We start from the raw sequence: 15,182 nt of genomic DNA on the forward strand, positions 1-15,182 counted from the left end.
CCATCCTGATTCAGAATTGCTGCAGCGCTTTTTGACTTTGATACATCGATACCGACAGCAAGCATTGGCATTCCTTCTTTCGTTTTTGGTATGCGGTTATCCAGCTCTTTCCAAAGTACGCACATATTCAATCGTGAAACGGGAGCTACGTCCCAACTTGCTGAATCGAGCACTAAACGATGGAGGCTGGCTGACACATTTTACTCCGGGCGTGGTGTCCCAATTCCAGATTTCGTCAGACCGATGCCTCCATCTTAAAGGAAACGAGTAAGGCCGGATAGACCTTACTCGTACATTATGAATTCCGGTTTAGCGGATTGGCCCGGATTTAACAGGAACCTCCCACCGTTATTTCGACGAAGGGAGGTTCTCTTATAGGCGCTTTTCCGATACAAGGCAGTAATCCTATGAACATTTCGAAGCACTCCGCAAAAAAGTTGGAAGCGATCGCTCTCCCCCAATAACCCGCTTTTTCATTTTCCATACATCAGGTTTCTAATAGTCGGAAAAGGCCTTCCTCTTGTGAGAGAAACTATTTCGTGATATAATATAACATTCCGATGGAATTTGTGTACACCATATAAACACATGAAAAAGGAGACCGCTTCATGGGCATCCACGACGGACACCGGGAAAAGGTACGCCAACGTTTTTTGAACGGCGGGCTGGAGAGCTTTGCCGATCATGAGGCGTTGGAACTTTTGCTGTTTTATGCCATTCCTCGCCGAAACACCAATGAGACGGCCCATCTTTTGATGGAGCGGTACGGTTCTTTGTCTGCGGTACTGTCTGCCCCGGTGGAGGATCTGCAAAATGTGCCGGGAGTGGGAGAGCATGCCGCCGTATTGCTGAAATTGGTGCCTCAGCTGTGCCGAAAAGCCCGCTTGGCGGATGCAGGACAGGATGTGGTGCTCAATTCCTCAGAAAAGGCTGGGAACTATTTGCTGGAGTGTTTTGCAGGTGAGCAGAACGAGGTCATTTATCAGCTCTGCCTGGACCGTAAGGGAAAACTGCTGGCTTGCAAACGGCTGACAGAAGGCGGAGTTTCCTCGGCAGACCTTAATATCCGCCAGTTGGTTTCCAACGCACTTTTGATTGGTGCCAGTGCCGTAATTCTCTCACACAACCATCCAAGCGGCATTGCGCTGCCATCCTCAGATGACTATGTGACCACGGAACGGGCCAGACAGGCGCTGGCCACGATTGGAGTGGAGCTGGCAGATCATATCATCGTAGCGGATGGGGATTTTGTCTCCCTGTCCGACTCTGGTTATTTTTCCAGATAAATCTGACCAAAAATCGAACAAATGTTGCATGACGTTCTGAAAGGTGGTAAAATGAAACTGCTTGGTTCCTTCCACCATATATGGAGATTTTGGAGAACAAACGATGCCGAAATTTGAAGTTGTATCAGACTATCAGCCTTCCGGAGACCAGCCGCAGGCGATTGCCTCCCTGGCAGGAGGTATTGAAAACGGACTGAAGGAGCAGGTTCTGCTGGGCGTTACCGGTTCCGGTAAAACCTTCACCATGGCCAAGGTCATTGAGCAGGTCCAGAGACCCACGCTGGTGCTGGCACACAACAAGACGCTGGCCGCACAGCTGTGCGCGGAGTTTAAGGAGTTTTTCCCCAACAATGCGGTGGAGTACTTTGTTTCCTACTACGACTACTATCAGCCGGAGGCCTATATCCCCCACACGGATACCTATATCGCAAAGGACGCCTCCACCAACGACGAGATTGACCGGCTGCGCCTATCAGCGACCTGCGCGCTGCTGGAGCGGCGGGATGTGATTGTGGTATCCTCAGTCTCTTGTATCTATGGTTTGGGTGAGCCGGACGATTTTGCAAACCTGGTGGTGTCCCTGCGCACAGGCGCGGAGTGGAACCGGGACGAGCTGTTGCGGCGTCTGGTGGAGATCCGGTATGAGCGGAATGATATTGCCTTTGAGCGGAATATGTTCCGGGTCCGGGGCGACACGGTGGAGATTTATCCGGCTTATTACAGGGACAAAGCCATCCGGGTAGAGTTTTTTGGGGATGAGATTGACCGCATCAGCGAATTTCACCCACTCACCGGCACGGTGAACCGGGTGCTGAACCATATTGCCATCTACCCTGCCAGTCATTACGTGACGACCAAGGATAAGATGGACAAGGCCATCGGGGAAATCCGGCGGGAAATGGAGGAGCAGGTTCAATACTTCACGGACAATGACCAGCTGGTGGAGGCCCAGCGCATCCGCCAGCGAACGGAATACGATATGGAAATGATGACGGAACTTGGCTACTGTTCTGGTATTGAGAACTACTCCCGCATCATCTCTGACCGCCCGGCCGGGTCCGCGCCTATGACGCTGCTGGACTTTTTCCCGGATGACTTTTTGCTGTTTGTGGATGAGAGCCACGTGACGCTGCCCCAGGTGCGGGCAATGTACAACGGCGACCACGCCCGAAAGGACTCTTTGGTGAAGTACGGCTTCCGGCTGCCTTGCGCCTATGACAACCGTCCCCTGAAGTTTGAGGAGTTTGAAGAGCGGATCGGCCAGGCGGTATTCGTCTCGGCCACGCCCGGCCCCTACGAACGGGAGCGGGCGGATCAGGTGGTAGAGCAGGTCATCCGCCCCACGGGACTGCTGGATCCCAAGATAGAGGTCCGGCCCGTCACGGGGCAGATTGACGACTTGATCGATGAAATTCACGCCCGTTCTGCCAGAAGTGAGCGGGTTCTGGTGACAACGCTCACCAAAAAGATGGCGGAGGATCTGACGGAGTTTTTGAAAAACGCCGGGACTCGGGTGCGGTACATGCACTCCGATGTTCAGACCATCGAGCGAATGGAAATTATCCGGGATTTGCGCCTGGGGGAGTTTGATGTACTGGTTGGCATCAACCTGCTGCGGGAGGGTTTGGATTTGCCGGAGGTTTCCCTGGTGGCCATTCTGGACGCGGATAAGGAGGGGTTTCTCCGTTCTGAGACCTCTCTCATTCAGACCATCGGTCGTGCGGCGCGGAACGCCGACGGCTTGGTGATTATGTATGCCGACGAGATCACGCCGTCCATGCGAGCGGCCATCGATGAGACAGAGCGCCGCCGCCTGATTCAGGACGCTTACAACAAAGAGCACGGCATTGTCCCGAAAACCATCATCAAGGGTGTTCGGGAAGTGCTGGAGATCTCCAAAACCGCGGAAGAAGATACCATCCGGGGCCGCAAGAAGCGGAAACTCTCCGAACAGGAGCGCGCCGCCGAGATTGCCAAGCTGGAGAAGGAAATGAAGGAAGCCAGCAAGATGCTGGAATTCGAGTACGCGGCGGTGCTGCGTGACCGTATCATTGAATTGAGGGGCGAGAAATAGCGGTGCCCCGCACGGCGGGGCGGCAGAAGGAGCCTTGAGGGGAGGAGTCACCACGATGAACTACGACTGGCTGGACACATATCTCCTGTCCCTGCCGGGGGTGGAGAAAGATTATAAGCCGGAGTGGCAGTGGTTCCGGTATATGATCCGGGGACACCTGTTCGCCGCCGTCTGCTCACCGGAACCCAGGTACCGGACCTATGGCGGCCACGATCTGGTAAATCTGAAATGCGACCCCGCGGAGGCAGAGGTGCTGCGGGCCGAATATCCGGAGGTGCTGCCGGGGTTTTACACGGACAAGCGCACCTGGATTGCCTGTTTGCTGGACGGGGAATTGCCGGACGAGGTGCTGCGGCAGCTTTGTGCGGCCTCTCACCGTCTGGTGCTGGGGAAGCTGCCCAAATACGTCCAGCGGGACATTCTGGACAACTGACGGGAGGACAACATGGAAGATACGCGTACCCGATTGCAGAAAGCCGTCCTGATTGCCCTGGCCGTCATGGTGGTGGTGTTTGGAAACCTGACGCTTGTCTCAAAACTCCACAAGGGCGTTTTGTTCGCAGACACGATTTTGAAGGTGGAGGAAACTTCCGGCGGGACGGTTTACTCCGGCAAAGTATACGGCGATAAGGTCTCCGTCTCCGTTAAACGGGAGAGTGGAACTGCCTGCACCGTGACCTATACGGTGGATGAGCGAATTCACGATGTGTACCGGATGGAGTATCCCCTGGCCCCTGTGCAGACGGAGGACGGCCCGGTGGACGGTATCCGCATCACCAGGAACGGCGATGTGCTGTACGAGGGCGGCTATGACCCGGACCGCGCCTTCAGCGGCTGGTACGGTGCGGCCGGCCGGTGGGACACCGGCGTATACGTGACAGTGGTCACCGGTGGGGAGAGTGTGGGTGCGGCTGCTCCGGCGGAGCTTTCAAAGAACACGGTTTTTTTGTTTGCGCAGGGGCCGGAGCTGACCGCCCGGGGCAGCTGGGCACTGTACTTCCTGATGGTGTTCTTCACGGGTTTGCTGGCGCTGGATGCCACATTCCCCCTGACCATGTTCCGGTTGCAGCACATGTGCGACGTCCGGGACCCGGAGCCGTCGGATTTTTATCTTTCCATGCAGCGGGTGGCCTGGGTTGTCTACTCGGTGCTGCTTTTAATTGGCTACATATGGGCGCTGCGGTTCCTGCCGTAGCAGGCGGGCTCAGTCACCTCAATGACAAAGGAGAACGGATTTCATGGCTTTTGGCAGTATGGTGCTTCTGTTCGGCTTTCTGCCGCTCATTCTGCTCTGCTATTTTTTGCTGCCTGCCCGGTGGAGGGGCGGACGGAATGCTGCGCTGCTGACAGGCAGCCTGGTGTTTTATGCCTGGGGCGGCGTGCGGCTGCTGCCGGTGCTGCTGGCTTCCTGCGTGTGCAACTGGGCGCTGGCACTGCTGGCTGCCCCGGGGAAGCCCTTCTTTCGGCGGGCGGCCTTGGCCGCGGCGCTGGTGGGAAACCTGGGGATGCTTGGATATTTTAAATATACCGGCTTTTTGCTGGATAATCTGAACGCCTTGGAGCTGCAGATCACCGTGCCGGCGATTGCGCTGCCTGCGGGAATCTCCTTTTTTACGTTTCAGGCCATCGCCTATGTGGTGGATGTCTACCGGGGAACGATTCCGGCTGAGCGGAATTTGGGGAAGGTTATGCTGTTTATGGCGTTTTTTCCCCAACTGCTGCAAGGACCCATCCTGCGGTATGGAGACCTCGGTCCCTCTCTCACAAACCGAAGGGAGACGGCGGCTGACGCGGCGGAAGGGGCCGTGCGTTTTTGCTTTGGCCTTGCAAAAAAGGTGTTGCTGGCGGATGCTCTTGGTCAAGCGGCGGATGTGGCCTTTGCAGCCGGCGGCCATCTGACCGTGGCGCTGGCCTGGCTGGGGGGCATTGCCTATACCCTGCAGCTGTACTTTGACTTTTCCGGCTACACGGATATGGCCATCGGCCTGGGGCGGGTATTCGGCTTCCGCCTGCCGGAGAATTTCAACTATCCGTACATTGCAAAATCCGCCTCAGAGTTCTGGCGGCGGTGGCATATGACGCTGTCCTTCTGGTTCCGGGACTATGTATACATCCCCCTGGGCGGCAACCGCTGCTCCCGGGGACGCCAGATTGCAAACCTGCTGGTGGTGTGGATGCTGACGGGGCTGTGGCATGGCTCTGCCTGGAATTTCGTTCTCTGGGGCCTGTATTACGCGGCGCTGCTGATGGGAGAGAAATTCCTCTGGGGCGGTGTGCTGGAGCGGCTGCCTTCCGCCTTCCGCCATCTTTACGCACTGGTGCTGATTACCATCGGCTGGGTGCTGTTCCGCTCTGCCAGCCTGAGTCAGGTGGGAGAGATGGTTTCCGCCATGCTGGGCTTTGCCCCCGGCGGACTGTGGAGCGGCGAGGCGGCTTACTGTCTTCGCCAGTTTGCTTGGGAGTGGGCACTGGCCATTCCCACGGCCCTGCCGCTGAAGGCCTGGATCCAGGCGAGGCTGGAAACCAGACGGGCGGCGGGAAGCCGCGGTGCAGCAGTGCTGTTGGTCTGGGGACCGAAGGTGCTGGCTTTTGCCCTGCTGGGATGCTCTGTGGTGCGGATTTTGGGCGCCGGCGTACAGTCCTTCCTGTATTTTCAGTTTTGAGAGGAGGCCCCCAACATGGAAAAACACGCAAACCGGGCCTTCCTGGCCCTGCTGCTGGCGGTGCTGCTTGCTGTCCCGGCGGGAGTCGCCCTCTGGTCCCACCGGGAGACGGCTGCCTATTACGAAAACCGCGCCCTGGCGGAGCGGCCGGCCCTCACGGGAGAGAGTCTGTGGGACGGCAGCTTCGGCGCGGCGTTTGAGCGCTGGTACGCCGATCACGCCCCCGGCCGCACCACGTTGTTAAAGCTGGACACGGCGGTGCAGATGAAGGGACTCCGGCGCATGGTGGTGAATGACATTGTTCTGGACGCCGACGGGGTGCTGGTCCCCTTTCTGGATTTTCATGAGTGGTCCGAGGAGGCCTATGCTTCTTCGGTGCCGCCCATTGCGGACAGGTATGAAAAACTGAATGACCACATCACGGCCAATGGCGGCGTATTTTATTTCATTGGATTTCCAGAGCAGCGGATTTATTTTGAGGATCACTTTCCTGCCTGTCTCAACAACCACGAAAATGAGGCGAATGCGGCAGACACCATTTTTGAGGACGCACTGACCGGCCGTGGAATCCGCTTTTTGAATATGGAGCGGGTATACGACGAACTGGGTCATCCGGCGGAGTATTACTCCACGGTGGACCACCACTACAATTACTACGGCGCTTACGCCGCTTATCGCTCTATCCTGGATACGCTGCGGGCGGATGGATTTGATCTTCCGGTGCTGACGGAGACGGACATCGATTTTCAGGAACTGCCCAATCCCTATATCGGCTCCCGCAACCGGAAGCTGTATAATCTCTGGCCCAACAGCGACAGGGCGGTAATCGGCGTGCAGAAGAACCCCGTACCCTATACCCGGACGGACAATGGCCAGCCAAGCGACAAGCCGCTGTTCATCATCCAGGAGGACCCGGCCATGCCTACCACCTATAATCTGTATATGGGCGGCGACTTCGGGGAGACGGTGCTGGAGACAAACCGGCCAGAGCTGCCGGATGTGTTAATTTTTGGTGATTCCTTCACCAATGCATTGGAGACGCTGCTGTACACCTCCTTTGACGAAACCCGCATCCTGGATCTGCGGCACTATGATGAGATGAGTCTGAAGGCATATATCACGGCGCATCAGCCGGACGTTGTCCTGTGTATCCAAAATGACACTTTCTATTACACAACCAGCGGAAACGGCAATGTGTGGCCGGAGGGATAAAAAGAACCCGGGAGGAAACGATGGAAGAAGAACACCAGCCCGCTGCACAGACGGCGGAAGATCAAAAAGCACCCAACGCGGCGGCCTATGCCAGTATTCTGGCAGGCGCCGCGCTGTGGGGAATCATCGGGCTTTGGAATCGAAATTTAATGGCCGGGGGCTTTTCACCCACTGACATTGTGGTAGTGCGGAACTTTGGGGGCATGCTGCTGTTGCTGCTGATTTTCTGCCTGAAGGATCGCAGTGTGTTCCGGGTGAAAAAGGGCCATCTGAAATACTTTTTTGGGACAGGCGTGGTTAGTGTTATGCTGTTCACAGTATGCTACTTCTCCTGCCAGAAAATCTGCTCGCTGGCAGTGGCCTCGGTATTGCTGTATACAGCACCGTCCTTTGTGGTACTGCTGTCGGCAATTTTGTGGAAGGAGCCCATCACCAAAAAGAAACTTGCCGCCCTGGGGCTGACGCTGATAGGATGCGCCTTTGTATGCGGTGTGTTTGCCGGCGGACTCACCGTTACCGCCTCCGGCATTTTGCTGGGCCTGGGTGCAGGATTTTTCTATGCGCTGTACAGCATCTTTGGCCGGTATGCACTCCAGGCAGGGTACAGTTCCATGGCTGTCACGGTGTGGACATTTTTGTTTGCCGGCCCCATGTCGCTGGTGTTCCTGCGCCCGGCAGAGATGGCAGCAGCCTTTGTGACGCCGAAGATGTGCCTGCTGGCGCTGGGCCTGGTGGTGTTTTCCACGGTGCTGCCCTACCTGCTGTACACAGCGGGACTCTCTCAGGTGGAGTCCGGAAAGGCATCCATCATGGCAAGCCTGGAGCCTGTGGTGGCGTCACTTGCCGGCGTACTCATTTTTGGGGAGCCGATGAGCGCCATGACACTGGCTGGAATTTTCTGTGTCCTGGCCGGTGTTTATATTTTGAGGTGAGCGTTGTGGCAAAGCATAAAGAAGAAAAGACCAATGTGATGCGGATTCTGGAACAAAAAAAGATCCCGTATACGGCCCGCTTTTATGAGGAAGGCGATGGGCCGGAGGGCACCCGGGAATACGGTGTCCATGTGGCACGGGCGCTGGGACAGGATCCTGCCCGGGGCTTCAAGACATTGGTAGCCCGAGGTGCGTCCAAGGGTGTCTATGTCTTTGAACTGCCGGTGGCTGAAAATCTGGATTTGAAAAAGGCGGCGAGAGCGGTGGGGGAGAAGTCCATTGAACTGCTCCGCGTGGCAGAGATTCACGCCGTGACCGGTTATATCCGGGGCGGCTGCAGCCCGGTTGGAATGAAGAAGCAGTATCCCACTGTTTTTCATGAGACGGTGTTGAACTATGACAGCGTTTATATCTCCGCCGGCAAAATCGGCGCCCAAGTGGAACTGGCGCCTCAGGCGCTGCTGGATCTGCTGCGGGCACAGACGGCGGATATTATCGTGAAGGACTGAACGAGAGAATGAAGAAGGCATCCTCCGCTTGGGCACGCCTGTCCGTATGGTTGAGGCTTCCGCCCGTCGCCGCGGTTTGCGCGTTTATTTTGGCCTGATTCTGTATAGCGAAGCATTTTGGCCGGTGGTGGAGGCGCTGAGTTGGTACTACTGCTGTTTCAGTCAATACGCGGCCAATCTGGTTTGACATTGCGGCGGCAGTGTCGGCGTTGGCGGCCGCAGCGGAAAAATGGTCTGGCCGAAAATGGATCCGATATATTGCCTGCGGGGCAGGTCATGCGCTGTTCGGCCTGTTCCTGCAGGCGTGGTTTGAAGTTTTAATGTCTGTATAAGGAGAACACATGCAAGACAAAATCGTTGTCAAAGGCGCCCGCGCCAACAATCTGAAAAATATTGACGTCACCATCCCGCGGGACAAGCTGGTGGTGATGACAGGACTCTCCGGTTCTGGAAAGTCCTCCCTGGCCTTCGACACCATTTATGCCGAGGGACAGCGGAGGTATGTGGAGAGTCTCTCCTCCTATGCCCGGATGTTTTTGGGTCAAATGGACAAGCCGGATGTGGACTATATCGACGGCCTCAGCCCCGCCATCTCCATTGACCAGAAGACTACTTCCAAAAACCCCCGCTCCACCGTGGGCACGGTGACGGAGATCTATGACTACCTCCGTCTGCTGTGGGCCCGGGTGGGTACGCCCCACTGCCCCAAATGCGGCAGGGAGATTAAGCAGCAGACTGTGGATCAGATCATCGACCAGGTCCTGGCTCTTCCGGAGGGAACCCGCATTCAGGTGATGGCTCCTGTTGTCCGGGGGAAGAAGGGCGAGCACACGAAGATCTTTGAGGATGCCAAGCGCTCCGGCTATGTCCGTGTCCGGGTAGATGGAAATCTCTATGAACTGGATGAGGAAATCAAGCTGGAAAAGAATAAGAAGCACTCCATTGAGGTCATCATTGACCGGCTGATCATTCGACCGGACATTCAGCAGCGGCTGACGGACTCCGTGGAAACCGCCACGTCCCTTTCCGGAGGACTGGTGGTTGTCAATTTGCTCCGGGAGGAGCGGGATTTGACCTTCTCCCAGAACTATGCCTGCGAAGACTGCGGAATCTCCATTGAGGAGCTGGCACCCCGCATGTTTTCTTTCAACAACCCCTATGGCGCCTGTCCCACCTGCACGGGCCTTGGCAGCCAGCTGAAGGTGGATGCCAGCCTGATTGTTCCGGAACCTAAGCTCTCCATTTTAGAGGGGGCGATTCAGGCCAGCGGCTGGAATAATATCCGGGGCGATGGTATTTCCCGGATGTATTTTGACGCACTGTCGAAGAAATATCACTTCTCCCTCACGGAGCCATGGGAAACCCTGCCCAGTGAGGTGAAGGACATCGTTCTCTACGGAACCGGAGGAGAGAAGCTGGAGCTGCACTATGACCAGCCCAGGGGAAAGGGCGTGCTGTATCAGCCCTTTGAAGGCATCTGCAACAACATCGAGCGCCGTTATCAGGAGACCCAGAGCGATGCCAGCAAACGGGAGCTGGAGGAGCTGATGGCGGAATGTCCCTGTCCGGCCTGCCAGGGCAAGCGATTGAAAAAGGAGTCTTTGGCAGTAACCGTGGGAAACACGAATATCCACGATTTTACCCAGCTCTCTGTGCTGGATGAGCTGGCTTGGGTGGAACAGCTCCAGCTGACGGAGCAGCAGATGCTGATTGCCGCCCGGATTTTGAAGGAGATCAAGTCCCGGCTGGGCTTTCTTCAGTCTGTGGGACTGGGGTACCTGACCCTCTCCCGCAGTGCAGGAACCCTCTCCGGCGGAGAGAGCCAGCGTATCCGGCTGGCCACACAGATTGGTTCCAGCCTGATGGGCGTGCTCTATATTCTGGACGAGCCCTCCATCGGTCTCCACCAGCGGGACAATGACAAGTTGCTGGCTACACTTCAGCACCTGCGGGATTTGGGGAACACCCTTTTGGTGGTGGAACATGACGAGGATACCATGCGGGCGGCGGATTACCTCATCGACATCGGCCCCGGCGCGGGTGTCCATGGCGGCGAGGTGGTGGCCGCCGGCACCCCGGAGGAGGTCATGGCAAATCCCAACAGCCTGACGGGCCAGTATCTCTCCGGCAAGAAGAGGATTCCTGTTCCGGCGGAGCGCCGGAGGGGCAGTGGGAAAACGCTGAAGGTCGTCGGCGCGGCGGAGAATAACCTCCAGCATATCGATGTGGAATTTCCGCTGGGCACCTTCACGGTGGTGACCGGCGTTTCCGGCAGCGGCAAATCCTCTCTCGTCAACGAGGTGCTGTTCAAGCGCCTGGGGGCGGAACTGATGCGCATGAAGGTCCACCCCGGCAAATGCGACCGGATTGAGGGAATTTCGCAGCTGGACAAGGTGGTAGACATCGATCAAAGTCCCATTGGCCGTACACCCCGCTCCAATCCTGCCACTTACACGGGGCTTTTTAACGACATTCGGGACCTGTTTGCCGCCACACAGGAGGCCAAGAGCCGGGGCTACGGTCCGGGGCGGTTTTCCTTCAATGTTCGGGGCGGCCGGTGCGAGGCATGCTCCGGCGACGGCATGCTGAAAATTGAGATGCACTTCCTGCCGGATATTTTCGTTCCCTGTGAGGTCTGCAAGGGCAGGCGGTATAACCGGGAGACCCTGGAGGTGCGCTACAAGGGCAAGAACATTGCAGAGGTGCTGGATATGACCGCAGACGAGGCGGTGGAGTTCTTCGCGCCTCTGCCGAAAATTCGCAAGAAGTTGCAGACGCTTTGCGATGTGGGCCTTGGTTACGTGAAATTGGGCCAGCCCTCCACGGAACTCTCCGGCGGCGAGGCCCAGCGGGTGAAGCTGGCTACGGAGCTCTCCAAGCAGGCCACCGGCAAGACCATCTATATTCTGGATGAGCCCACCACAGGCCTCCACACCGACGATGTACGCAAACTTTTAGAGGTGCTGCAGCGGTTGGTGGATAATGGGAACACGGTGGTGGTCATCGAGCATAACCTGGATGTCATCAAATGCGCCGACCATCTCATCGACTTGGGCCCCGAGGGAGGTGACGGCGGTGGGCAAATCGTCTGTACCGGCACACCGGAAGACGTAGCTGCATGCAAGGAGAGCTTCACAGGCCAGTATCTGAAAAAGGTCCTGGAGAGATAGGCTGGATCAGACAATTTCTGTGGGGAGCCCCATGCACATCCAGACATTTTTGTTGAAACTGGACTGCCGTGTGCACAGTGAGAGAAAGAGAGAACCACACATGGAGAGAATTCATACCTTTTTGAACGATCTCGTCAGGCGGCTTTTCACCATGCTGCTGATATTTCTTCTGGCGGCCAATCTATCTGCTTTTATCAGCCGCCGGATCCCGGACAAGACGTTGCTGCGTCAGGCAGGCTTTACCGGGGAGACGGCGTATCAATATGCTCCGTCAACAGGAACCGCTGCGTACGTCCTGCTGGACGAGACGGCGGGGACGGCCTCCTTTGCGCTGGTGGGCAACAGCCGGACGATGGGGCGGCAGTATCCAATGGATACCGCTGCCTGGTGGAACCGCTGGACGCCGGTGTTCCGGGAAGTGCTGTACGGTGCGGTCATTCAGACGGAGGATCTCAGGCCGCTGCGGTGTTATCAGGGGCATTACGGTGAAGCCGCGGCAGAGAAAATCTACTATATCACATATTGGCTGCACCGGATGGAAAACGGCGTGTCGGATATCGAGTATTTGCTGCTGGGCGCCACGCTGGAGCCGGAGCGCCTTACCGGACAGAATACACTGTTTCAGCGCTCTGCCGGGCAGAGCACCGTTTTTGTTGTTCTGGCGGAGGAAGACCGTCGGGCTCTTGCCAGTCGGGAGGAGAGAATGTCGGATTACTGGGGGAACTGGTGGGAGTGGTAGCATTCCCTTGGGCGCTTGGCTGTGACTGGAAGCATAAAAGATTTCAGGATTTCCTGTATTTCCCGCCGCGAATGCGGTAAAATTCAAATAGATACCACACGTTTATTAAAAATTGCTCAAAAGAAAGTTGAGGATCACCTATGTCAAACATTCAAAATGTCGCTATGATTACCATCTGCGGCCGGCCTAATGTGGGAAAATCCAGCCTTACCAACGCGCTGGTGGGCGAAAAGGTGGCCATTGTTTCCAACAAGGCTCAGACTACCCGCAACCGCATCTATGGCGTATTGAACCGGGAGGATACCCAGTATATCTTCCTGGATACGCCGGGTCTCCACAAGCCGAAGTCTGCGTTGGGAGACTACATGGTGAAGGTCGTCACAGCCAGTCTTTCCGATGTGGACTGTGCCCTGCTTCTGGTGGAGCCCATCGCCCATGTGGGGACGCCGGAGCGGGCGCTCATCGCCCGTATCCGGGAGGAGAAGATTCCCTGCATCCTCTGTATCAATAAGATTGATACCGTGGAGCCCGGCGCATTGCTTCCGGTGATTGCCGCGTATCACGAGGTTTGGGATGGGTTTGACGCCATTATTCCCATCTCCGCCCACACGGGCAGCGGCTTGGATGAGCTGATGAAGGAGCTTCGAACATATGTCCAAGAGGGCCCCCAGCTCTTCCCGGACGGTGTGAACAGCGACCAGCCAGAGCGGCAGGTGATGGGGGAGATTCTGCGGGAAAAGCTGCTGCTGTGCCTGGATAAGGAGATTCCCCACGGCACTGCTGTGGAGCTTACGAAATTTTCTGAGCGAGATTCCGGCGTCATCGACGTGAATGCGACCATCTACTGTGAAAAGGCCAGCCACAAAGGAATTATCATCGGTAAGCAGGGAGCTATGCTGAAAAAAATCAGTTCGCTGGCCCGCCACGATATGGAGAAGTTTATGGGCACGAAGGTGTATCTGGAGACCTGGGTCAAGGTCAAAGAAAACTGGCGGGACAACGTGAATTATGTGCGGAGCTTCGGCTATCAGGACGAGTAAGGAAGCTGGAAGACGTCCGCGGCCAGTTTTCTGCGAGCAAAGCGAGCCACCGCGAGGGCGGCGTACAAGCATTTTGCGGAGCAAAACTATGGAATGGTCGGACTTTGTCCGGTCATTCAGATGAAAAGGGACCCTACATGGGGTTTGTGGGGCAAACTGGCGGGACAACGTGAATGATGCGCAGGGCTTCGGAGAGAGGCGGATGAGCAATGAAAACATGGGGATACCTTCTTTTGGGAATTTATACCACGCTGATTGCATACGGCAGCTTTCCGCTGTGTGAGAGCCTGCCCCAGTCCGCCATTGGATTTGGCCTGTGTGCAGTTTTGATTGACAGAGCGAACCGGCACCAAAGGCTGTGGAAGGTGCTGGGGGGAAGTGCACTGACGGTGATGCTCGGCGTGCTTCTCCGCTATGCGGCAGAATATGGCGAGGCTTGGTGGAGTAGGAGCTTTACCGCTCAAAATGTGGCGGTTTTTCTGCTGCTGGTGCCCTGCTATGTGACGGTGTTTGTGGCTTTTTTGCAAGTGCTGGATGCAGAAAAACACAGCAGTTAAAAACATTTCCAGTTATCAAATTCGACTTTCTCCGCAGACTATTTCCATCAAGGAGGTCTGCCGATGGAATCTGAGAACCTGTGGAATTTGTTTGCCCAAACCGGAGCACCGCTGGCCTATGTGCTGTACCGCTGGACAGAGGAGCGGCAGGATGCCGACTCGATTGCGTAAATGCCGGGGGAACTTCCCCCGTACATAAGAGGTGACGCCATGGCAGGGATGCCGTACATCGTGACAAAGGGCATTGTCCTTCGGGAGACGGAGACGAAAGAGGCCGACAAAATTTTGACCCTTCTGACCGGGGAGCGGGGAAAAATTTCCGTGATTGCCCGGGGGGCCCGGCGAAAGAGCTGCAAGTATACCGCCTGCGCCCAGTCTCTGGCCTATTCCGAGTGGGCGCTCTACCAAAAAGGCGATTGGTATTATGTCAATGAGGGAGCCAGCCTGGAGCTGTTCAACGGACTGCGCGAAGACCTGGACGCCATGGCCCTGGGGTTTTACTTTGCGGAACTGACAGAGGCCGTCACCACGGAGGACACTGCCTCGCAGGAACTGCTGAGTCACCTTTTAAACGGCCTGTACGCATTGGGAACCTTGCATAAGCCACCTGCTTTGGTAAAGGCGGCCTTTGAGCTCAAGCTGTTGTCCCTGGCGGGGTATGAGCCGCTGCTGGACAGTTGCGCTTACTGCGGCCTGTCCGATCCGGAGCATCCGCTGCTGGACGTGGTGCAGGGCGTACTTCGCTGCAGTCACTGCGGCACGAAAGAGAGTGCCCTGTCTATGCCGCTTTGTGAGGATTCGCTGGCGGCGGCACGGCATATTGTATATGGAAACCCCAAGCGACTGTATTCCTTTACGCTGGGACCGGAGGCACAGCGTCGTCTGTCCGGAGCGGCGGAGGCCTTTTTGGCTGCCCAGCTGGAGCGGGGCTTCCGGACATTGGACTTTTATAAGAGCCTTGAGCCTGTGGAAATACCGCTGAAATCTGGGAAATCCTGAT

Annotated in this window: 14 protein-coding genes; 13 read left to right on the forward strand and 1 reads right to left on the reverse strand. The window is 56.5% G+C overall.

Translation table 11 applies throughout. The annotated features are described in order from the left end of the window. On the reverse strand, positions 1 to 197 hold a 197-nt coding region (locus BMZ81_RS14165), incomplete at its 3' end, for a hypothetical protein (RefSeq protein WP_207645608.1). A 411-nt stretch (positions 198 to 608) separates the two neighbouring features. Between BMZ81_RS14165 and radC the strand changes: the two genes are divergently transcribed. From radC to recO, 13 genes are all read left to right on the forward strand, one after another. Then, positions 609 to 1,286, forward strand: a complete 678-nt coding sequence (gene radC, locus BMZ81_RS04490) for a JAB domain-containing protein (RefSeq protein WP_091129144.1) — start codon at positions 609 to 611, stop codon at positions 1,284 to 1,286. 103 nt (positions 1,287 to 1,389) lie between these two features. Then, complete coding sequence (uvrB, locus tag BMZ81_RS04495) at positions 1,390 to 3,360, forward strand: excinuclease ABC subunit UvrB (protein WP_091129146.1); 1,971 nt, start codon at positions 1,390 to 1,392, stop codon at positions 3,358 to 3,360. A gap of 55 nt (positions 3,361 to 3,415) precedes the next feature. After that, entirely contained in the window at positions 3,416 to 3,793 is a 378-nt protein-coding gene (locus BMZ81_RS04500) for an MmcQ/YjbR family DNA-binding protein (RefSeq protein ID WP_091129147.1), read from the forward strand. 12 nt (positions 3,794 to 3,805) lie between these two features. Next, complete coding sequence (locus BMZ81_RS04505) at positions 3,806 to 4,555, forward strand: DUF6199 family natural product biosynthesis protein (protein ID WP_091129149.1); 750 nt, start codon at positions 3,806 to 3,808, stop codon at positions 4,553 to 4,555. 43 nt (positions 4,556 to 4,598) lie between these two features. Beyond that, positions 4,599 to 6,023 (forward strand): MBOAT family O-acyltransferase, encoded by a 1,425-nt coding sequence (locus BMZ81_RS04510; RefSeq protein WP_091129152.1) that lies wholly within the window; start codon positions 4,599 to 4,601, stop codon positions 6,021 to 6,023. 15 nt (positions 6,024 to 6,038) lie between these two features. Continuing rightward, positions 6,039 to 7,235 (forward strand): alginate O-acetyltransferase AlgX-related protein, encoded by a 1,197-nt coding sequence (locus tag BMZ81_RS04515; protein WP_091129154.1) that lies wholly within the window; start codon positions 6,039 to 6,041, stop codon positions 7,233 to 7,235. A 20-nt stretch (positions 7,236 to 7,255) separates the two neighbouring features. Next, positions 7,256 to 8,167, forward strand: coding sequence for a DMT family transporter (locus tag BMZ81_RS04520; protein ID WP_091129156.1), 912 nt, complete (start codon positions 7,256 to 7,258; stop codon positions 8,165 to 8,167). A 5-nt stretch (positions 8,168 to 8,172) separates the two neighbouring features. Then, positions 8,173 to 8,676, forward strand: a complete 504-nt coding sequence (ybaK, locus tag BMZ81_RS04525; protein ID WP_242942565.1) for a Cys-tRNA(Pro) deacylase — start codon at positions 8,173 to 8,175, stop codon at positions 8,674 to 8,676. A gap of 341 nt (positions 8,677 to 9,017) precedes the next feature. Next, positions 9,018 to 11,846, forward strand: coding sequence for an excinuclease ABC subunit UvrA (gene uvrA / locus BMZ81_RS04530; protein ID WP_091129159.1), 2,829 nt, complete (start codon positions 9,018 to 9,020; stop codon positions 11,844 to 11,846). Positions 11,847 to 11,946: 100 nt separating this feature from the next. Further along, the gene (locus BMZ81_RS04535; protein ID WP_091129161.1) at positions 11,947 to 12,585 is read left to right on the forward strand and encodes a hypothetical protein; all 639 of its coding nucleotides are present in this window, start codon (positions 11,947 to 11,949) and stop codon (positions 12,583 to 12,585) included. Positions 12,586 to 12,725: 140 nt separating this feature from the next. After that, positions 12,726 to 13,625, forward strand: coding sequence for a GTPase Era (era, locus tag BMZ81_RS04540; RefSeq protein ID WP_091129164.1), 900 nt, complete (start codon positions 12,726 to 12,728; stop codon positions 13,623 to 13,625). A 209-nt stretch (positions 13,626 to 13,834) separates the two neighbouring features. After that, entirely contained in the window at positions 13,835 to 14,182 is a 348-nt protein-coding gene (locus BMZ81_RS04545) for a hypothetical protein (protein WP_091129166.1), read from the forward strand. 210 nt (positions 14,183 to 14,392) lie between these two features. Then, positions 14,393 to 15,181, forward strand: a complete 789-nt coding sequence (gene recO / locus BMZ81_RS04550; protein ID WP_091129168.1) for a DNA repair protein RecO — start codon at positions 14,393 to 14,395, stop codon at positions 15,179 to 15,181. The last annotated feature ends 1 nt before the right edge of the window (position 15,182 follow it).

The organism is Oscillibacter sp. PC13 (assembly GCF_900115635.1).
In the GTDB taxonomy this organism is placed as follows: Bacteria; Bacillota; Clostridia; order Oscillospirales; family Oscillospiraceae; genus Oscillibacter.